This is a genomic window from Brevibacterium permense, from assembly GCF_013280495.1.
Lineage (GTDB): Bacteria > Actinomycetota > Actinomycetes > Actinomycetales > Brevibacteriaceae > Brevibacterium > Brevibacterium permense.
Genome location: NZ_JABSSX010000001.1, coordinates 360,395 through 378,731, shown reverse-complemented (window position 1 = coordinate 378,731; position 18,337 = coordinate 360,395). Strand labels below are relative to the sequence as shown.

General features: G+C 65.0%; 17 protein-coding genes. 7 read left to right on the top strand and 10 right to left on the bottom strand.

Annotated features, from left to right (window positions below):
- Nucleotides 1-8: 8 nt before the first annotated feature.
- The gene (locus HK353_RS01805) at nucleotides 9-896 is read right to left on the bottom strand and encodes a DUF3626 domain-containing protein (protein WP_217278164.1); all 888 of its coding nucleotides are present in this window, start codon (nucleotides 894-896) and stop codon (nucleotides 9-11) included.
- A complete protein-coding gene (gene galE / locus HK353_RS01800; RefSeq protein ID WP_173151670.1) occupies nucleotides 896-1,888 on the bottom strand; it encodes a UDP-glucose 4-epimerase GalE in 993 nt (330 codons plus the stop codon). The genes HK353_RS01805 and galE overlap by 1 nt, the downstream gene beginning before the upstream one ends.
- A 230-nt stretch (nucleotides 1,889-2,118) precedes the next feature.
- Between galE and HK353_RS01795 the strand changes: the two genes are divergently transcribed.
- Complete coding sequence (locus HK353_RS01795; protein WP_173151668.1) at nucleotides 2,119-2,643, top strand: Dps family protein; 525 nt, start codon at nucleotides 2,119-2,121, stop codon at nucleotides 2,641-2,643.
- A 206-nt stretch (nucleotides 2,644-2,849) separates the two neighbouring features.
- Here HK353_RS01795 and HK353_RS01790 read toward each other — a convergent pair whose 3' ends face one another.
- Complete coding sequence (locus HK353_RS01790) at nucleotides 2,850-4,379, bottom strand: deoxyguanosinetriphosphate triphosphohydrolase family protein (RefSeq protein WP_173151666.1); 1,530 nt, start codon at nucleotides 4,377-4,379, stop codon at nucleotides 2,850-2,852.
- 166 nt (nucleotides 4,380-4,545) lie between these two features.
- Between HK353_RS01790 and HK353_RS01785 the strand changes: the two genes are divergently transcribed.
- The gene (locus HK353_RS01785) at nucleotides 4,546-4,725 is read left to right on the top strand and encodes a hypothetical protein (RefSeq protein WP_173151664.1); all 180 of its coding nucleotides are present in this window, start codon (nucleotides 4,546-4,548) and stop codon (nucleotides 4,723-4,725) included.
- An 89-nt stretch (nucleotides 4,726-4,814) separates the two neighbouring features.
- On the opposite strand, the gene HK353_RS01780 is transcribed toward HK353_RS01785, so the two are convergent.
- From HK353_RS01780 to HK353_RS01770, 3 genes are all read right to left on the bottom strand, one after another.
- On the bottom strand, nucleotides 4,815-5,594 hold the full coding sequence (locus tag HK353_RS01780) for a peptidyl-tRNA hydrolase (protein WP_342589779.1): 780 nt from the start codon (nucleotides 5,592-5,594) through the stop codon (nucleotides 4,815-4,817).
- Nucleotides 5,595-5,802: 208 nt separating this feature from the next.
- Nucleotides 5,803-6,189, bottom strand: a complete 387-nt coding sequence (locus HK353_RS01775; protein ID WP_173151662.1) for a hypothetical protein — start codon at nucleotides 6,187-6,189, stop codon at nucleotides 5,803-5,805.
- A 55-nt stretch (nucleotides 6,190-6,244) separates the two neighbouring features.
- On the bottom strand, nucleotides 6,245-6,715 hold the full coding sequence (locus HK353_RS01770; RefSeq protein WP_173151660.1) for a hypothetical protein: 471 nt from the start codon (nucleotides 6,713-6,715) through the stop codon (nucleotides 6,245-6,247).
- Between the two features lie 205 nt (nucleotides 6,716-6,920).
- Between HK353_RS01770 and HK353_RS01765 the strand changes: the two genes are divergently transcribed.
- Complete coding sequence (locus HK353_RS01765; RefSeq protein WP_245395705.1) at nucleotides 6,921-7,994, top strand: alpha/beta hydrolase fold domain-containing protein; 1,074 nt, start codon at nucleotides 6,921-6,923, stop codon at nucleotides 7,992-7,994.
- Between the two features lie 46 nt (nucleotides 7,995-8,040).
- Here HK353_RS01765 and HK353_RS01760 read toward each other — a convergent pair whose 3' ends face one another.
- Nucleotides 8,041-8,991, bottom strand: a complete 951-nt coding sequence (locus tag HK353_RS01760) for a YihY/virulence factor BrkB family protein (RefSeq protein WP_173151658.1) — start codon at nucleotides 8,989-8,991, stop codon at nucleotides 8,041-8,043.
- A gap of 26 nt (nucleotides 8,992-9,017) precedes the next feature.
- Nucleotides 9,018-10,103, bottom strand: coding sequence for an AI-2E family transporter (locus tag HK353_RS01755; RefSeq protein ID WP_173151656.1), 1,086 nt, complete (start codon nucleotides 10,101-10,103; stop codon nucleotides 9,018-9,020).
- A 177-nt stretch (nucleotides 10,104-10,280) separates the two neighbouring features.
- Between HK353_RS01755 and HK353_RS01750 the strand changes: the two genes are divergently transcribed.
- The 4 genes from HK353_RS01750 (at nucleotide 10,281) to HK353_RS01735 (ending at nucleotide 15,578) form a co-directional block, all read left to right on the top strand.
- Nucleotides 10,281-11,330 carry a phosphatase PAP2 family protein gene (locus HK353_RS01750; protein ID WP_173151654.1) on the top strand — a complete coding sequence of 350 codons (1,050 nt, stop codon included), beginning with the start codon at nucleotides 10,281-10,283 and terminating at the stop codon, nucleotides 11,328-11,330.
- Between the two features lie 130 nt (nucleotides 11,331-11,460).
- Entirely contained in the window at nucleotides 11,461-13,161 is a 1,701-nt protein-coding gene (locus HK353_RS01745) for a DEAD/DEAH box helicase (protein WP_173151652.1), read from the top strand.
- An 87-nt stretch (nucleotides 13,162-13,248) separates the two neighbouring features.
- Nucleotides 13,249-14,715 carry a cryptochrome/photolyase family protein gene (locus HK353_RS01740; protein ID WP_173151650.1) on the top strand — a complete coding sequence of 489 codons (1,467 nt, stop codon included), beginning with the start codon at nucleotides 13,249-13,251 and terminating at the stop codon, nucleotides 14,713-14,715.
- The gene (locus HK353_RS01735; RefSeq protein WP_173151648.1) at nucleotides 14,712-15,578 is read left to right on the top strand and encodes a Rossmann-fold NAD(P)-binding domain-containing protein; all 867 of its coding nucleotides are present in this window, start codon (nucleotides 14,712-14,714) and stop codon (nucleotides 15,576-15,578) included. Before HK353_RS01740 ends, HK353_RS01735 begins: the two co-directional genes overlap by 4 nt.
- Before the next feature lie 22 nt (nucleotides 15,579-15,600).
- Here the strand turns inward: HK353_RS01735 and HK353_RS01730 are convergent, their stop codons facing one another.
- Both HK353_RS01730 and HK353_RS01725 read right to left on the bottom strand, forming a co-directional pair.
- Nucleotides 15,601-17,145, bottom strand: coding sequence for an SDR family oxidoreductase (locus HK353_RS01730; protein ID WP_173151646.1), 1,545 nt, complete (start codon nucleotides 17,143-17,145; stop codon nucleotides 15,601-15,603).
- Between the two features lie 94 nt (nucleotides 17,146-17,239).
- Entirely contained in the window at nucleotides 17,240-18,280 is a 1,041-nt protein-coding gene (locus tag HK353_RS01725) for a baeRF2 domain-containing protein (RefSeq protein ID WP_173151644.1), read from the bottom strand.
- Between the last annotated feature and the right edge of the window lie 57 nt (nucleotides 18,281-18,337).

The following is an 18,337-nucleotide window of genomic DNA, read 5'->3' as shown; positions in this document are numbered from 1 at the left end:
GCGTGGTCTCACCAGGCTCGACCAAACCGAGCGAGGCAGTGCCAGACCTTCTTCAGCTGCTGCCAGTCGAGGTTCCACTCGCGGCGGGCGTGTGCGATATGGATGGGTCTCAGCTGCGCTGAGTTCCCCAGAACCTCGGCGATCCGCTGTGCGAGCTCGACCACGTCCTGACCCCGATACTCGGGATGCACGGCGATTTCTGCAACCTCGGCTATATAGCCCGGATGAGTCTCGACGGCGAGACCGCAGCGGTCCGCCGTCTCCAGCACCGCATGATCGTCGAAGCTGGGGTCGACGACTAGTGCCTCAACGTCTCCGGGCACCGTCACCCCACCGTGGACATGAGCCTCGATGTAGTGATCGAGACGGTCGCGACACAGACCACCTCCGGGCGCAACGGCCGCGTCGTCTGCCGACTCGTCGCGACGAAAGTCGGCAACGAGCCCCATGCGGTCAGCAACCCCGAAGAGCTCCGGTCCGAAGGTGCTGTCCGGGTAGGCGAACGACGCTCGCGTAAGAACCTCCGGGCGAAGACGCAGGTAGGCTGGCCCGAACCGCGGTGCCGGCCCATAGGGGTCGCCGTCGAGGTCAAGGGCCCCATAGACCGGTCGTTGCTGCACGTCCACTTGGTCATAGGCTCCGCCGAACATCCGCCGCTCCCAATGCCATCGGTCACCACCGGGAAAGGCGGTCAGGCCCCCATTGCTCGTGCCAGTGACGAATTGGGACACGTACTGCCCACGATCAAGGATCGATGCCAGGACTTCGGTCCCCGAAGCATCGGCCCCGGGATGGAAATGCAGTGCCACACGCGCCTCGGCCGGCAGGCCCTGTCCCGCTGCGGAGCGAGCTCGGACCCAGTCGATCGCTGCAGCGGATGGGTCCGGCTGGTTCATCATTCCTGTTCGGGCAGCATTCCTGCGGCCTCGACGGCGCTGCGGACGATCTCCTCGAGACCGAATTCGGCCTTCCAACTCAGCAGTGCCCCGATCCGGGAGACGTCGGCGACGAGTGCCGGCGGGTCTCCCGCGCGACGCTCGCCCATTTCGGGGACGATGTCTCGGCCGGTCGCCTCGGCGATGGTGTCGATGACTTCCTTCACCGAGGCTCCGGTGCCGGTTCCGACGTTGAACACGGTCTCCGTGGTGCCACCGGCCTTCATGTAGTCGAGGGCGGCGATGTGGGCCTCCGCGAGGTCCTTGACGTGGACGTAGTCGCGGATGCAGGTGCCGTCGGGGGTGTCGTAGTCGTCGCCGAAGATGATCGGCGCCTTGCCGTCCTTCAACCGTCCGAGCACGATCGGGATGAGGTTCATGACGGCCGTGTCGGCGAGTTCGTTCCAGCCGGCGCCGGCGACATTGAAGTAGCGCAGCTTGACGGCGTTGAAGGACGTTCCGCGCATCTGCGAGGCGGTGATCTGGTTGTCGATCATCCATTCGCCGATGAGCTTGGTCTGGCCGTAGGGGTTGATCGGGCGGCAGTCGAGGTCTTCGCCGACCATGTCGACGTCGGGCATGCCGTAGGTGGCGGCCGAGGAGGAGAAGACGAGCGAGGTGATCCCGGTGCGTTCCACGGCGGCGAGGATGTTCGTCAGGCCGCCGATGTTCTGCCGGTAGTACATGACCGGTTCCGCGACGGATTCGCCGACCTGCTTCTTTGCGGCGAAGTGGATGATCGAGTCGACGCCGTGTTCCCTGATCGCCTCGACGAGTCGGTCGGCAGCATCCGCTGCGGCCAGGTCGAGATGGACCACGGGCAGCCCCTCGACGCGAGCGCCGATCCCGGTGGAGAAATCGTCGACGACGAGGACGTCGTCACCGCGTTGGGTGAGCAACCGCACCACGTGCGAACCGATGTAGCCTGCTCCGCCGGTCACCATAACTGCCATTGACCGCGTCCTCCTTCGTCTCTTCAACACGTCGGTATCAGAATACGCGTTCGGCCGTGTAGTTCAGATTCGACTTGGGCGATCGCCCGTCTGCGTCGAGCTCCACCGGTCACCTTCCTCAGGACGATGAGACTGGTAGGAACTGACGGGGGTTACGCGTCATCTGCGGCAGCGTTATGGTGGTCATAGACTCCGGCAACGCGAAACCGGAGAGAACAGGAGCAAAAATCATGACACAGTCAGTGACAGTTCCCGACCCCCATGGCGCAGAGAAGACAACCCGCGAGAACGCCGAACGCGGCTTCATCGCCTCCGACGCCCTGACCAAGAACCTCCAAACGGTTCTGGTCGACTTCATCGCTCTGAGCCTGACCGCCAAGCAGGCGCATTGGAATATCGTGGGCACGAACTTCCGAGACCTCCACCTCAACCTCGACGAACTCACGGACATCGCCCGTGCAGGCAGCGATGAGATCGCTGAACGCATGCGTGCCCTCCACGCCTCTCCGGACGGTCGCCCCGCGGTGATCGCCGAACAGACAGGGCTGCCGGAGTTCCCGAACGGAGAGATCAGCACCCACGACGCGATCGACCACATGGTCGCGTCGATCGAGGCAACCGTGGCGTCCATGCGTGACTGCCATGACGAGGTCGACTCGGCGGATCCGACCACCGCCGACATCTTCCACAGCTACATCGCCCAACTCGAGCAGCAGGCCTGGTTCATCAGCGCAGAGACCCGCACTCCCAAGTGAGTCGGTGCGGCTGAGCAGCCTCTCTGGTCTTCGGGCCGCCTCCCCGTCCTCACGGTCGGGCAGGCGGCCCTTCGTCGTCGAGGCCCGGCACCGGCATCATCACCCGTCGATGATGCCGACGAGGTGTTCGGCAATGGCCAGCGCCGAGGTGGGCCACGACCCCGGACAAGAGATCGTAGCAAGCCCCAACCCGGGCGGCCCAAAGACTACAACCCGCGCCCGGCCTCCCACGGCTCTTCCGAGGCACCGGTGATCAGGGCGTTGACCGACATCGCCTGCGCATCGGTGAACGAGGCGATATAGTCCACGACCGCCCGTGCCCGACCACGCCTGACGATCCCGGCCGCGCCTTCCTCCCCCAGCGCTTGAGGGTTGCGCGCGTACAGATCCGAATACTCCTGCGTGGCCGCCTCGACGGAATCGACCAGGCGCCGGGGAATCCGCGTGGCTTCATCCGGGTCGAGCAGCCACTCGTGGAATCCCTCGACCAGGGACGCGATGATCCGCGTCTGCCCACGCTGATACACGGCCAGGTCAGACCGTTCGAGCACGAACCGCGAATGCACGAATTTCAGCACCACGACATCGTGCCAAGCCTCCTGGCTCAGCCGCACGTGACCGCTGCGGATATGCGGGTCCGGATCGACGACGATCGAGGCCTGCAACCGGTTGATCCACCGCCGGGTGAACCCGGTGACCGCCCGATCCGCTTCAAATCCCCCGTCGTAGGGGACGCCGAGGAGTCCCTCGACGAGATCCCGGTTGACCCGCTCCACCGACTCCCGGAACGCCTCCTCCGAGGCGACCCACGGGTCCTTCTCCCCGATGTGTCGCCGGATTGCTTCGAGGGCATGGCCGGGACGGCGTCGATCCAACTCCGCAGCGTCCAGGGCCGCCAACTCGCGATGATCGCGCAGCCACCGCCCGAGCTCAGCGGACACAGCCGTGTACTGCAGTACGTTCGACCGGTAGAAGTCGTCCAGGTCGTGCACCGCGTAGGCAATGTCGTCAGCGACGTCCATGACCGCGCACTCGAGCGTCTGCTGATACTTCCCGATCGCCGGGAACGCCGAGAGCACGTCCGCCATCTCTTCGACCTCAGTGGCGTAGGCGGAGAATTTCATGGCGCCCTCACTGACATCGTCGCCGACCCCGCGTGGCATCCGCGCCGCCGACGACGCCCGGTCGCCGGTCCATTCCGCGCGCTCCCACGGATATTTGAGCACCGCGGCCCGAATCGCGCGTGTGAGGTTGAGACCGCGCGCCGTGGCCTCGCAGCTGTCAAGGGCGGTGAGGATCCGAAACGTCTGCGCATTCCCCTCGAACCCGTCCTCGAGGCGCAGCACCTGCCGCGACACCCGGTCGAGTTCCTTCTCGCCGAGGTGGCCGAACGGCGGGTGCCCCAGATCGTGGGCGGCCGCGGCCGCCTGGACGACAACCGGATCACACCCGCCGAGGCGGTTGACCGTTTCCCGAGTCCCTTCGTCAGCGTTGTTCAACGTGATCGCGATCGACCGGGCCACCGCGGAGACCTTGAGCGAATGCGTCAGCCGGTTGTGGATGACGGTGCCGGAACCGGCCTGCGGAATGACCTGGGTGACTGAAGCCAGGCGGGAGAAGAACGGGGAGAACCGGATCCGTTCGATATCGATGCGGAACTCGTCCTCTCCGGGACGGGCCTCCTCGGCGACATTGCGATCGCGACCTCCGGACAAGTGAAATCTCTGTCGTTCCATGAACTCAGACTACCGATTCCGCACCCTGAAGACCCTCTATTGCTACCTGACGGGGGCCCAGCAACCTGGCGCCAGGTTGCTGGGCCCCCGTCAGGTAGTAAGGGGGATCCCTTGAGACTCAGATCACAGCATCGTATGGTGAACATACCTATAGGAGGTGGTCACGATGACCGGAGTCAATGAGGATTTCTACCAGCCAGCGACCCAACCCGGTGACATCATCGAAGTCGAGGACGAAGAGACCGGCGAGATGGTCAAACACGTCATCTACCTGGACGAATTCGGCAACGGCACGAAGACGCGGCCGCTGACCGAAGACGAGGTCGAAGATCTCAACGAAGCCTGAGCTTTCCCGAAACTGATCCCGGCCACCCCTCACCGAGGCGGCTTCCCCACTTCCCGTTTCACCGCGGACCATGAGGGTGGGTCACGAACTCACCAACGGGCGCGGACGGTTTCCGTGGGGCCGTCGACTTCGGTGAAACCCGCGTCGACGACGCTGATCTGCTGGTCGTTCGCCGCCCACGCGTCCTTCGTCGCAGTCTGCACGCGCAGACTGAAGCCCGACTCACGCCAGCGGTCGCGCACCTCATCGGGCATCTGCTCGAACGCCAGCTGCGCAGCATGACCGCATTGTGCGGCGGCCTTCCCAGTCGTCAGCGTCAGCTCGGGCGAGAGCTCGATCGTCACGACCGCCTCAGCGGCGGGGATCGAGGATTCGCCCTCATCCGGGAATTCGGTGCCGCCGACCTGCAGCTTCTTCAGCTCCGGTGGCAGGGGCTCGACCGGACCCGGCTCAAACACGAGCGCCTCGGCGGGAGCGAAATCGTCGGTGCCGCCGAAGGTCACGCTCACGCACCCGAGTGCCCGTGCGTCCTCGAGCTTCTTCCCGTCACCGCGGCGCACCACCTTGCGGATGGCTCCGTCACGCCAGTATTCGACGGCCCCGTTCCATTCCCCGCCCGGCCGCGAGCGCGGATCGTCAAGGAAAGTCACGACGGCACGAGCGGTGGCCTCGAGGACGTCGATATGGCGGGCGATGGCGGTCTTGGACCGACGCACGACGATCGGCAGGGACCACGGAATATCGTGGTCGGTTTCGTGCCGGCGCATGTGATCGGTGCGCAGCTTCTCGGGAGAGGCGACATTGTTCGGCACTTCGCCGGTCGATGTCTCGTTCGGCTGCGTGCCTCCGGTCTCATCGCTGTCGGTCACGGTTTCGCTCCTGCAGAGTCTGTGGTCAGAAAGGGTCGCTCCGGGTAGTCGAGCACCCGGTCAAGCAATCCCATCTTCATAACATCCAAGACCTACGGTTATTCCGAAACAGCACCTACTCGGTCGAACAGCCCATTGATGTCGTCACACTTGCGACAGTGAAACCGTCTGTGACGTCTGGGTGAAAGAATATCCGCAGCAGCGGGCTTCATGATTCGTCGTCCAGCTGAGGCTCGGAGTTTCGGCGAGTACGCAGAGGCACCCCAAAGAGTACAAGAACCCCGACAAGCAGAAGTGGCACGACAGAATCCGTCAGTGCCTGACGTGGGAAAGGAAGCTCGCACTGCTGCCCATCGACGAAGACGTGGCGTGAAAATGCGGCCTTCGTGATAATCGAGCCTTCTTCCATGCATACGAGTGCATCGTTTCCTGTGGTGGTCTCATGACCGCCGATGCTCAGACTCACCCAGTCGTCGACCCCGGGTTGATCGACTTCGTAGGTGACGATGTTCTGCACTTCGCCGTCGAATGAACCAGGGATCAGCGTGCGCTGCCATGAAGTCACCGACCCGAGGATGATCAACGCGATGCCCACGACCCCGAGCCCAATGACGCTCACTATCCGCGCACGTGTGTTCTTGCTCATGAGATCAGATGACTCCGACAAGGACCGCTCCTACAGCAATCATCACGGCGCCCACCCCTGCTGCAACCAGTTCGGTGACGAGGACAGCAGCCCACGACCGGTGGCTCGACTGAAAGGCGATGCAGGCTATGCCGACGACAATTGCACCCAGAGACTGGTGCACGATGTCGACGATGTCAGCGACTGGCGCTGCAAATACTGTGAACTCAGCAACCAGGCCGAATCCGATAGAGGCGAGCGTAGCCACCATGATGCCCGGTGCTGAGTCTGAGAATGCTGACGGCCATTGGCTTTCCAATAGGCGCCATGCGACGTTCACCGCGGCGATGAGTGCCAGTGTGCCTCCTGCACCTGCGAGGTAGTGCGCCGCGTAGTCGAATCGTCCAGAACCGACGAAATATGCGACCGCGCCCACGCCGGATACTGCCGACACAGCCACGAGGCGTCGGAAGGCACTCTTCAAGAAAATCTCCACAGTGATTCCAGGAGGGGTTCTTCCCCACCATAGCGAGCTTATGCACCTCAACCGGTCGAGCACATCCTCTAAAAGGATGAAATCAGCCGCGTGCTGTATCAACCGCCGCGAGTTGAACCCCGCCGACCGACACCACCCCTCCCCGCAGCGGCAGGTGCCGCCTCGCTAAGCTGGGAATCATTGCCCCCGACCAAGGATGAGGCTGATGATTCCCGGCGTGACCGTCGACCCCGCGCTCACAGATGCGCTTCTGGCCACCATTCCTGCCGACATCGTGGCATCGATGTCGCCGCAGATGCGCGAGGTGATGGCTGTCCAGGCCACTCGGGCCGACGCGTGCCGCCGAGCCGGCGAAGATTTTGCCGCTGCTCAAAGTGACCTCTCCCCCGCCGCTCGATCCTGGGCCGCGAAACGCGCCGAGTACCGGACCGAACGCACGCTGTGGAACGAAGGTGGCCCGACCATGAGCCGCACGGATGACCACCACATCCGCACAGCCGGGATCGACGTTCCGATCCGCATCCATCGCCCCACCGCCGAGGCGGTCCTGCCCGGTCTCCTGTTCCTCCACGGCGGTGGGTTCAGCCTCGGTGACCTCGATACACATGACCGGATCATGCGCGTGCTCGCCGCGGCCGGCGGCTTCGCCGTGATCGGAGTCGACTATTCGCTGTCGCCGGAGGTGAAGTTCCCGCAGGCACTGCACGAGTGTGCCGGGGTCGTTGACCACCTCGCCGGCCACGGTGAGGATTTCGGCATCGACGGCGCACGTCTGGCCATCTCCGGAGATTCGGCTGGGGCGGTGCTCACCCTCGGCGCAGGTCTGCTTCTGCGCGACGAACCGGAGACCGTCGGGGCGAGTCCCGCGAGCTTCTCGGCTCTGCGCGCCCTTCTGCCCATCTACGGCAGCCACGGTCTCAACGACTCGGCCAGTCGCAGGCTCTACGGCGGCGACTGGGACGGAATGGGCATCCACGACCTCAGCAACCTCCTCGACGACTACCTGCCGACCCCGAAGGACGAACATTCACCGTTCATCGCACACCTCACCGCCGATCTGTCCGGTCTGCCGCCGGTGTTCGTCGCGGCCGCCGGGCTCGATCCGCTGCGCGATGACAGCCGGGCATTGGCCAGGACCCTGCAGCGGGCAGGCAACGACGTCCGCTTCGAGGAGTATCCGCATGTGCTCCACTCGTTCCTCCACTTCGGTCGGATCCTCGACGACACAACCACGGTGCTCCACAACGCTGCGGCTTTCGCTGCACACCATCTGAACTGATTCGTGCGGACGGCGCCCAGCGGGCGCGGACGAGACGGGTTTCCAGTCAGCGGCCCGTGACCTGGTTCCTTCGCCCAGGGCTGCCGTGACTGCCGTCAGCAAAACGCTCCTGGCTGCCGCGATCCGAATGAACGCCTCGCGTCGGCCGTCGGAACAGCACGTCTGCGTCACCGTCGGACTGCCGTTGCCGCTCGCGTTCGATCTCAGAGTCGAACTCGGCGCCGAGGAGCAGCGAGAGGTTGACCATCCACACCCAGGCGAGCCCGACGATCACTCCCCCGATCGACCCATAGGTGACGTTGTAGCTGCTGAAGTTGTTGATGTAGAGCACGAAGCAGGCCGACACGGCAAGCAGCACGAACAGCGCGACGAACGCACCGAGGCTGGCCCACCGGAACTTCGACCGCCTGACGTTCGGGGTCACGTAGTAGAGCAGGGCGATGAGCAGCATGACGAAGAAGACGAAGACCGGCCATCTGACCACGTTCCAGATCAACAAGGCAGTCGCGCCCATTCCGATGAGCTCGCCGAGCGTTTCGGCGATGGGCCCGGACAGCACGAGCAGCAGCCCCAGAGCGGCCAGGACGATAAGCGTGACCACGGTCATCAGGAGCATGAGCGGCTTGAACTTCCAGTACGGCCGAGTCTCCTCGACCCGGTAGACAGCGTTCAGCGCACGACCGAGCGCGCCGATGTATTTCGACGACGACCAGATCGCCAGCAGCAGGCTGCCGATGAGGGTGACTCCGGCCGAGGACGACTCGGTGAGTTCGACGATGAACGGGCGGATCACCGTGGCCGCTTCAACAGAGAGTCGGTGAACCAGGGAGAGCACCGCCTTCGTGGTCGACTCGGCTTCCCCGACCACGCCGAGCAGCGACACCATGGCGAGGATCGCCGGGGCAGCAGAGAGCAGAGCATAGAAGCTCAGCCCGGCAGCTCTGTCGAGGCACTCGTCGTCGCGCAGACGCCGAAGCGCACCCCTGACGATCTGCAATCGGTTCAACCGTGGCCCGGCCCGTCTCAACGCTGTCCCACTCTGTAGTCTTTGGCCGCGTGGATCATCGCATTGAGAGTCGCGATGACCGGCACGGAGAAGAAGGCCCCGGCGATGCCCGCCACCGCTGCTCCCCCTGTCACCCCGAGGATCACAGCCAGGGGGTGGATCTTCACCGTGGGCCCTGTCAGCCACGGCTGCAGAACGTGGCTTTCGAGCTGTTGGACGACGACGACGATCCCGAGCATGATCAGGCCGTGCACCCACCCGTTGAAGAGCAGCGCCAAGCCCACCGCGACCGCTCCGCCCACGATCGCTCCGACGAACGGCACGAAGGCACCGAGGAAGACCACCATGGCGATCGGCACCGCCAAGGGGACGCCGAGGATCAGAGCACCCACTCCGATTCCGATCGCATCGCTGGCCGCGACGACGAGCTGGATCCGAATGAAGTTCGTCAGCGTCTTCCAACCGGCCTCACCGGCCGCGAAGATCCGCGCATGCGCCTTCTTCGGCCAGATGTTGACGACCCAGGTCCAGATGCCGCGCCCGTCGATGAGCGCGAAGAGGGTGACGAACAGGATGATGATGACGCCTTCGATGACATGAGCCGCCGTCGTGCCCACCTCGGCGGCACCGGAGCCGAGACCGGCGGCGTTGTCCTGCAGCCACTTCCCCGAGGAATCGACGAGATCATTGAGCTTGGCTTCGGTGATTCCGAACGGCTGCGTGGCCAAGAGCTGCTTCGCCGCGTCCAGGGTCGTCGCCACCTGATTCTGGATCTCAGGTATCTCACTTCTGATCTGAAAGGTGATGAGGAGGACGAGCCCGGCCAACAGGCCGAGGACGACCACCCAGACGGTGACCACCGCCAACCATTTCGGCCACCGATGCCGCTGCAGGAACGTCGACATGGGGACCAGGAGGGCAGAGAGGACGAGGCCGGCCAGGAATGGAACGACGATCTGTGCGACCTGCAGTGCCACGAAGATCGCGACTGTGATTCCCGCGATGATCACCAGCAGGTATCCGGTGAAGCGGGCACCGAGTCTGAGTCCCTCGGGTATCGGGTCATCGCGATTCGGGGGCGCGTTCAATGGACCTTCTGTCATGGACCAACACTAATGCCGCGAGCCGCACAGTGGGTGGACCATTCTGTTCTGCCCCTCCGGCGCGGGCGAGACGGGGCTCCGGTCAGCGGCTTCCGAGGAAAATCCGAAGATGTACTAAAAGTGAATCACTACGATGTTCCGATGACCAGATTGCGACGTTGGCCCTACACTTTTGCCATGGTGCTCGCTCTCCTCGTCGGAGCGGCCGCCGTGTTCTCCTCCCTCTTCCTCGATCTCCCGTTGCGGGACCCCGACGGATTCCTCGGCCCCTCATACATCCGTCTGCCTCTGCTGGTTCTCGGATTCATCGGCGCCGGGCTGATCGTGGAAACGGTGAGGCGAAGCGGGTGGCGAAATCTGCCGACGTCTGTCGTCGACATCGCTAAGAAGGAGTGGAACACCCACCGGCTGCTGTGCATCGGCGCCGGGCTGCTGAGTTTCTACGTCTGCTACGTGGCCTACCGCAATCTCAAGAGCGTGCTGCCGGTGTACCGCGAGGGTACCCTCTTCGATCAGCAGCTGTTCCGCCTCGACCAGTGGCTCATGGGCGGGAACACTCCGGCCGTACTCCTGCACGAACTCCTCGGCACCGGCATCGCGGCGAACCTCCTGTCGATCGCCTACCTCGCCTACCTGCCGCTCATTCCGATCAGCCTCGGCGCGGTCCTCGTGCTCAATCGCAGACTCGCCGTCGGCGCTTGGTATACGACGATGTTGAGTCTCAATTGGGTGCTCGGCACCGTCAGCTACTACCTCCTGCCGTCGGTCGGTCCCGTGTTCAGCCACCCCGAGGTCTTCCGGGCGCTGCCGGCCACCGGAGTCAGTGAGCTCCAGGAGTCACTCATCGACACTCGCCTCGACTACCTGAGCAACCCGATCGGCAGTGACTCCATCCAGGGTGTCGCCGCGTTCGCATCGCTTCACGTCTCCGTCACCTTCGCCGCTGCTCTGTTCATGACGCTGACGAAACAGCATCGCGCCGTTCGAGCGTTCACCTGGATCTTCTTCGGTGTGACGGTCGTGGCCACCCTCTACTTCGGATGGCATTACATCCTCGACGACATCGCGGGCATCGGCATCGGCGGGGCGTCGGTGGCGCTCTCCGCATGGGTGACCGGGCACCGCAGAGCACGCCGACGGCCGGTCGCCGCAGTCTCCGAGCCTGTTTCCGTGCCCGCCGCGAAACCCGCGGATTCTGTCTCACGCACCGCCGGGGCTATACTGTAATCACCTGCGAACCCGTTTTCGGGTTCCCTGCGTCGTCAGGACGCCTCGTCTCTGCAGCTGGGTGAAAGAACCCGCGCATTTCCGAAGCCGTTTTCTCTCGGCGATCGAGAGCGCCGACAGCGCTCATTCCATGACCGGAAGCGGCTGCCTGCCACCTATTCACGGCACCGGCACGCCCTCCGGCACGTCGAAGGGCCACCCCATCACTACGTCACAGACTCACACAAATCCCCGCAGCACCCGCACCCGCGGAGGCAGCAATAGAAACACCGCCACAACCGCGGCCGACGCCTCGGGCAATCGCACGAAGAAGGCCTCCCCAGCCCCGACCACTTTCGCCGAGCTCGGTGTCCCCCAGAAACTGGTCGACACGCTGAGCAAGGAGGGCAAGACCCAGGCCTTCCCGATCCAGCAGGACACTCTGCCCGACACGCTGGCCGGCCGCGATGTGCTCGGCCGCGGAAAGACCGGGTCCGGCAAGACCCTGGCGTTCTCCATTCCGCTCGTCGCCCGACTGGCCGAATCCGGCAAGGGGTCGCAGAAGTTCCGCCATCCGCGCGGACTCGTGCTCGCTCCCACCCGTGAGCTCGCCACGCAGATCACCGAGGTCATCGACCCGTTGGCCAAGGCCGTGGGCTTGCGGACGACGACGATCTTCGGCGGCGTCAAGCAGCGTCGCCAGGAGGTCGCACTCAAGGCCGGAGTCGACATCGTCGTGGCCTGCCCCGGCCGCCTCGAGGACCTGCTCCAGCAGGACATCCTCACGCTCGAGAACATCGAGGTCACCATCCTCGACGAGGCCGACCACATGGCTGACCTCGGGTTCCTGCCCGGAGTCACCCGAATCCTCAACCAGACCCCGGCTGAGGGCCAGCGGATGTTCTTCTCCGCCACCTTGGACAACGACGTCGACAAGCTCGTCCGTCGTTTCCTCCACAACGAGGTCCTCCACTCCGTGGATGAGGCGACCTCCCACGTTTCGGCCATGACCCACCACGTGTTCGAGGTGTCGGTCGACGACAAGAACGAACTCGTACACAAGCTCGCCTCCGGCACGGGCCGCCGCATCCTCTTCACCCGCACGAAGCACCGGGCCAAGCGCTTCGCCCGCCAGCTCACGGCAGCCGGAATCCCCGCTGTTGACCTCCACGGCAACTTGTCCCAGGGTGCGCGCGACCGCAACCTCGCCGCCTTCACGAATGGTGACGCGAAGGTCCTCGTGGCCACAGACATCGCCGCCCGCGGCGTCCACGTCGACTCCGTCGAGCTCGTCGTCCACGTCGATCCCCCGACCGAGCACAAGGCGTACCTGCACCGCTCCGGTCGCACCGCGCGTGCCGGCAGCGCCGGTGACGTCGTCACGGTGATGACCGCCGAAGAGCGCAAGGACACCCAGATCCTCCTGCGCAAGGCCGCCATCAAGGCGACCCCGCAGAAGGTCAACGCAGAGTCCCCCGAGGTGACCGAGCTCGTCGGTGAGATCGCCGAGTTCGTCGCCCCGCAGCCGAAGGAACCCGTCCAGCCGCGCAAGAAGACCGAACCTTCCACGTCGAATGGTCGTTCATCCCGCCGTCGCCGAGGCGGCCGTGGCGGCCGCGGCGGAAGCTCGGGTCGCGGTGAGGCCGGCAACGGCGGCAGCGACCGCAGCCGCGAGAACTCCCGCGGCGGCCGCTCCGGCAATGGCCGCTCGGGCGGTCAGCGCGCGGAATCTTCGAGTCGTCAGCCGAGCAGCCACCGCGCGTCCGAATCCCGCGGCACCAGCCCCGAGACTCGTCGCCGCAACCGCACCCGCGCCGGGGGCTCGCAGCAGGTCTACTCGACCAGCAGCTGACGTCCTCACAATCCAGTAACCCTGCTCGGATACTACACTTTGGTGTAAATGCCGGCTGGGCGAACCAGCAGTGAGAGGAGTCTGCCGATGAGCCACGACCGCGAGTCCCTCACCCTCGTCTGGTTTCGCGACGACCTGCGCGTCGAGGACCACGAGGCCCTGTCAGCGGCCTGCGGCGACGGGCAGGTGATCGGCCTCTGGATCAGGGAGTGCCGCGGCGACGATGGCCTGGGCCCACGCCCGTTAGGCGGGGCGGCCCGGTGGTGGGCGCACGAATCGCTGCGCGTCCTGGAGACCGAACTCGCACAGCTCGGCATCCCGCTGCTCTTCGCAGCCGGCTCGGCCGCCGACATCGTCCCGCAGGCGGCTGCGGACCTGAAAGTCGATGCTGTGCGCTGGTCGCGCCGTTATGCGCCGGCTGCACGTCGCCTCGACGCGCAGATCAAGACGGACCTGGCTGATGCCGGTCGTGCCGTGCACTCCCATACCGGCGCGCTGCTCGTCGAGCCTTGGACGGTCAGCCCGCAGGGCGGTGACTTCTACAAGGTCTTCACGCCGTTCTTCAACGCTGTGCGCGATCGCGAGGTCGGAGAGGTCCTGCCGCTGCCCGACGAACAGAGCCCCCTGACGCAGGCAGACCGTAAGCATCTGGACAATCACTCCTGGGTGCGCGACCTCGACGATCTCGGTCTTCTCGACGGGACCGACACGGGCTCGGGCAGCTTCGCCTCGGCGAGGACTCCACAGTGGTGGCGGACGACCGTGGCCGGGCACTGGAACCCCGGGTGCAGGGAAGCGGCCCGTGAGCTCGACTGCTTGAGCGACGGGCTCGACGGCTACGCAGATTCTCACGATGTCCCCGCAGACCCTGACAGCACGTCAGGCCTGTCGCCGCGACTGCGCTTCGGCGAACTCTCCCCCCGCCAGCTGCTGGCAGCGGCCCTGGACATACCGGAGGTGAGGGACGATGATCGGCAGGCATGGATCCGGCAGCTCTACTGGCGGGAGTTCTCCTGGCACCTGACCTATCACCTGCCGGCCGTCGAATCCGAACCGATGCGACCTGAATTCGCGTCCTTCCCCTATGAGGACGACCTCGAGGCACTCGACCACTGGTGCAGCGGCACGACCGGGATCGACCTCGTCGACGCCGGCATGGCTCAGCTGTGGCAGACCGGATGGATGCACAATCGAGTGCGGATGGCCACGGCGAGCTTTCTCACGAAGAATCTGCTGATCCACTGGTGGCACGGCGAGCAGTGGTTCTGGGACACGCTGGTCGACGCCGATGAAGCCAACAACCCGGTCTCGTGGCAATGGGTGGCCGGGTGCGGAGCCGATGCGGCTCCATATTTTCGGATCTTCAATCCCGAACGCCAACGTGAGCGTTTCGATCCCGACTACGAGTACGTGGGCAGGTGGTTGGGCCGCGGTCCGGGCGGTCTCACTCGGGCGGAACGCTCGCAGGGTGATCGCGAGCCGATCGTCGATCTCAAGGCATCGCGCCAGGCGGCATTGGCCGCCTATGACCGGATGAAGAGTGAGGCGAAATGAGCACGACGAACGGACGCAGGATTCTCATGGCCGGGTGCGGAGACCTGGGCACACGGCTGGGCCTGCGACTGGTCGACCAGGGGCACCGGGTGATCGGACTGCGCCGACGCGTCGCCGAACTGCCCGACGCCTTTGAGACGATCAGTATGGACCTCTCCGGATTCGGAGCTCCCGGCCGCGATAGGGTCGATGCCGCGGACCGCAGCGATCCGCGACTGGACGCCCTCGATGCGGTCGTGATCACTCTGACTTCGGACGAACCGACTCGGACCGGATACGAACGGGCCTACCTCCACGGGCTGAGAGGTCTCACCCGCGTGCTCGGGTCACAGCCGGGCCGAGTCGTCCTGGTTTCCTCCACGCGTGTCCTTGCAGAGGACCCGACGCGTGTGATCACCGAAGACGCTCCACTCGCCCCAGGGTCCGGGCCTGGTGAGGTCCTCGCTGCGGCCGAGTCCGAGGCGGCCGAGCTCTTCGACCACCTCACGATCGTCCGCCCGGCTGGTATCTACGGACCTGGCCGCACCCGCCTCATCGACTCCGTGCGACGCGGCCAGCGGTTCAACCATCAGCGGTGGACGAATCGCATCCACCGAGACGACCTCGTTCTCGGCCTCGAGCGCTTGGCACTCGGCTCGGAACCGCCGGACCTGGTCCACGCTGTCGATTCGCTTCCTGCCCAGATGGGCGACGTCGCCGCCTTCATCGCCGGCCGCCTCGGCGTGCCCGTCCCCGGCCATGCCGACGACGAGAAGCCGAGCGGCAAACGGATCGACGGAACTCGCTTCGGCTCGCTCATGGGCGAACTCGGCTACCCCACGTACCGGCACGGCTTCGCTTCTATGCTGACGACAGCCCCCTGAACGTGAACAAAACTCGGGGCGTTCAGGCTCGGCGCCGCGCCTCGGCTGCGATGTTCTTCGCCATGGCGGGGAAGATGAAGCGATGAAACGGGGCGACGAGGGCCCAGTAGATGCGGCCTCGCACTCCAGTGGGGATGAAGGTCGCCGTCTGGTGATACTCACAGCCTTCGACTGAGTCTGTCAGAGCGAATTCGAGCCACGCGTGCCCGGAGACCTTCATCTCGGCGCGCAGCAGAAGACGAGAGTTCGGCTCCAGCTCCTCGACTCGCCACCAGTCGACGGGATCGCCGATGCGCAGGCTGTCGGCCAGGCGTCGACCGCGGTTGAGACCAGCGCCTCCGACTGCTTTGTCCCAGATCCCACGAATCTTCCATGCCAGCGGCCACGAGTACCAGCCGTTGGTCCCGCCGATCCCCTCGATCACAGGCCACACCTCGGCGGCGCTGACACCGCTGATCGTCGCCGACCGTTCATCGGTGAAGATGCGCCGGCCGGACCACTTCGGATCACTGGGCGACGGCTGGGCCGCCTCGTCGAGCTCTCCGGCGTCGGCGTCCCAGTTCGTGTCCACGGCCCCTTCGATTTCACGGCGCAGGGCGAGTCGGACGGCGTCGGCGAACCCGATGAGTCCGGACTCGGGCGGCGGGATGACCGCGTCGACGTCCTGGTCCGAGGCCACAGCATCCTCCTGCAGGGATTGGACGAGCGGCAAGGTGAGGCTGAACGGCAGCGGGGTGACCAACCCGACCCAGATGCCTGACAGCGTCGGTGCGGGAAGAGGCAAAGCGATGACGTGGCGGGGCTTGAGCCCTGCGACGGCAGCAAATGTGCGCATCACGTTCGCATAAGTGAGGATCTGACGTGAACCGATATCGAAGGACCGGTTGACCGCCTCCTGCACATCGGCCGCGGAGAGAAGATAGTAGAGAGCGTCACGAACTGACAGGGGTTCGACGCGGTTGGACACCCAGTCCGGTGCCGGCATCCAGCGCAGGGTCGTGGCGAGGTGGCGGATCATCTCGAACGAAGCCGATCCGGAGCCGATGATGATGCCGGCGTTGAAGACGATCGCGTCGACCTCGGAGTCGAGCAGAATCCGTCCGACGTTCGCTCGTGAACGCATGTGCTTAGAGAGCTCACGTCCCTCCGGATGGAGCCCTCCGAGGTAGACTATGCGGCGTACGCCGGCAGATGCGGCCGCGCTGGCGAAGCGCCTGGCCGCCTCGGCTTCGGCTGCCTCGAAGTCCCCGCCGGAGCCCATGGAATGCACCAGGTAATAGACGGTATCGATGCCGCCGAGGCTGTCATCGAGACCGCCACCGGTGTCGAGGTCGACGGTTCTCACGTCGACGTCGGCTGCCCATGGAACCTGCTTGAGCTTCTCCGGTCGCCGCACCCCGACCCGAACCTGGTGCCCGGCCTGCAGCAGTCGCGGCACAAGGCGACCGCCGATGTAACCGGTCGCCCCGAGCACGAGCACGCGTCGCGGGGTGCGGGTTTGGCGGATGACTTCGTCGCCGAGCGACTTCGGGTCGGGCGGGGTCGAGCGTTCCGTCGGGCGGTTCATCAGGGAATCCTTCCGGCCTGCCGAGATCGGCTGTCACGGACCAACCATACACATGTACCCCACCGGATACTGTTGGCCATCGTATAGCTGCTGCTCAGTCCGCCAGCGCAGCGCCGACGTCGTAGCGGAGGATCGCAGCAATGCCGTCGCTCATCGGATCGTGGCTGAGACCGATCTCAGCTGAGGACAGGATAGCCGCGGAGACGATCTCCGCTTCTCCTGCTGAGGCCTCGGCATCATCGAGCAGAAGGACCGCCGCCGCTCCGCGTTCCACTGCCTTTTCGACTTCTGCTCGCCCTTCGACCGCACGGCCGTGTGCTTTGCTTTCGCCCAGACGCTCCGAGTTCTCAGCCTCACGTTCTTCGGCGAGCCTCGTCACCAGCGTCCTGATGGCCACGTCAATCGCCTCTTCGGCACCTTCGTCTTCATCGCCGCCCTCGGAGATCTCATGAAGCATCTCCTCGGCTCGTGCCGACAGCTCAGCCTTGACGGCGGTTCTGCCCTGCACCTCTCCGGCCAGAACGAGTGCGTCCGACGCGTGGTCTGTGATGAGACGGTCGACGAAGTCGGCGACACTGCGTGCATTGTCCTTGATGATCTCGTCGACACGGCGCCGGATCTGGTTGTGCGAGTATGCTCCTCGCCGCGGCTTGTTGATGTCTTCGTCGTTGTCGCCGGTGACGTGGACCGACTCTTTCTCGATGCGTTCGCGATCCGGGGTTACGCTCAGCTCACGAATGGCCGCTCCGTCCTGGCCGGCGATGACGAGGACGACATCGAACTGTCTGCAATCCTGTCGGAGGAAGGCTCCAAGCTCCGGCGCCTCGCCGTAGTGGGCCGAATCTCCTTCTCCCAGCGCCGCGTCCCAGTGTTCGTCCAGCAGAACTCCCTGTGAGTTCGCGACGATGGTCCGACCGTCTGTGTGCACCTCGGTGGGTTCGTCGGCGAGGATGATCGCATCGATGGACTCGAGGAGAGACTCCTCTGCCCCGCTTTCGGACAGCTGGTCTCGCAGCTCCGACCACCGCAGGCGCAGCTGCGTATCGGCATCGGCTGATGGGGTTCGTCCTTCAAGGTAGACGGTGGCATATGGCCCGCCGCTCTCGACGACCGTGCGCAAGTGATTGTGGTTCATCCCCTGTTCCTCCTCAGCGTCTGTGGCTGTCTGACCTGCCCCCGCGGGGCTCACCGC

Excerpts from the sequence above, each read along its gene's own strand:
- HK353_RS01750 (WP_173151654.1), top strand. The coding sequence starts at position 10,281 with ATGGTGCTCGCTCTCCTCGTCGGAGCGGCCGCCGTGTTCTCCTCCCTC.
- HK353_RS01730 (WP_173151646.1), bottom strand. The coding sequence starts at position 17,145 with ATGAACCGCCCGACGGAACGCTCGACCCCGCCCGACCCGAAGTCGCTC.
- galE (WP_173151670.1), bottom strand. The coding sequence starts at position 1,888 with ATGGCAGTTATGGTGACCGGCGGAGCAGGCTACATCGGTTCGCACGTG.
- HK353_RS01755 (WP_173151656.1), bottom strand. The coding sequence starts at position 10,103 with ATGACAGAAGGTCCATTGAACGCGCCCCCGAATCGCGATGACCCGATA.
- HK353_RS01795 (WP_173151668.1), top strand. The coding sequence starts at position 2,119 with ATGACACAGTCAGTGACAGTTCCCGACCCCCATGGCGCAGAGAAGACA.
- HK353_RS01805 (WP_217278164.1), bottom strand. The coding sequence starts at position 896 with ATGAACCAGCCGGACCCATCCGCTGCAGCGATCGACTGGGTCCGAGCT.
- HK353_RS01745 (WP_173151652.1), top strand. The coding sequence starts at position 11,461 with ATGACCGGAAGCGGCTGCCTGCCACCTATTCACGGCACCGGCACGCCC.
- HK353_RS01785 (WP_173151664.1), top strand. The coding sequence starts at position 4,546 with ATGACCGGAGTCAATGAGGATTTCTACCAGCCAGCGACCCAACCCGGT.
- HK353_RS01725 (WP_173151644.1), bottom strand. The coding sequence starts at position 18,280 with ATGAACCACAATCACTTGCGCACGGTCGTCGAGAGCGGCGGGCCATAT.
- HK353_RS01765 (WP_245395705.1), top strand. The coding sequence starts at position 6,921 with ATGATTCCCGGCGTGACCGTCGACCCCGCGCTCACAGATGCGCTTCTG.
- HK353_RS01740 (WP_173151650.1), top strand. The coding sequence starts at position 13,249 with ATGAGCCACGACCGCGAGTCCCTCACCCTCGTCTGGTTTCGCGACGAC.
- HK353_RS01735 (WP_173151648.1), top strand. The coding sequence starts at position 14,712 with ATGAGCACGACGAACGGACGCAGGATTCTCATGGCCGGGTGCGGAGAC.
- HK353_RS01790 (WP_173151666.1), bottom strand. The coding sequence starts at position 4,379 with ATGGAACGACAGAGATTTCACTTGTCCGGAGGTCGCGATCGCAATGTC.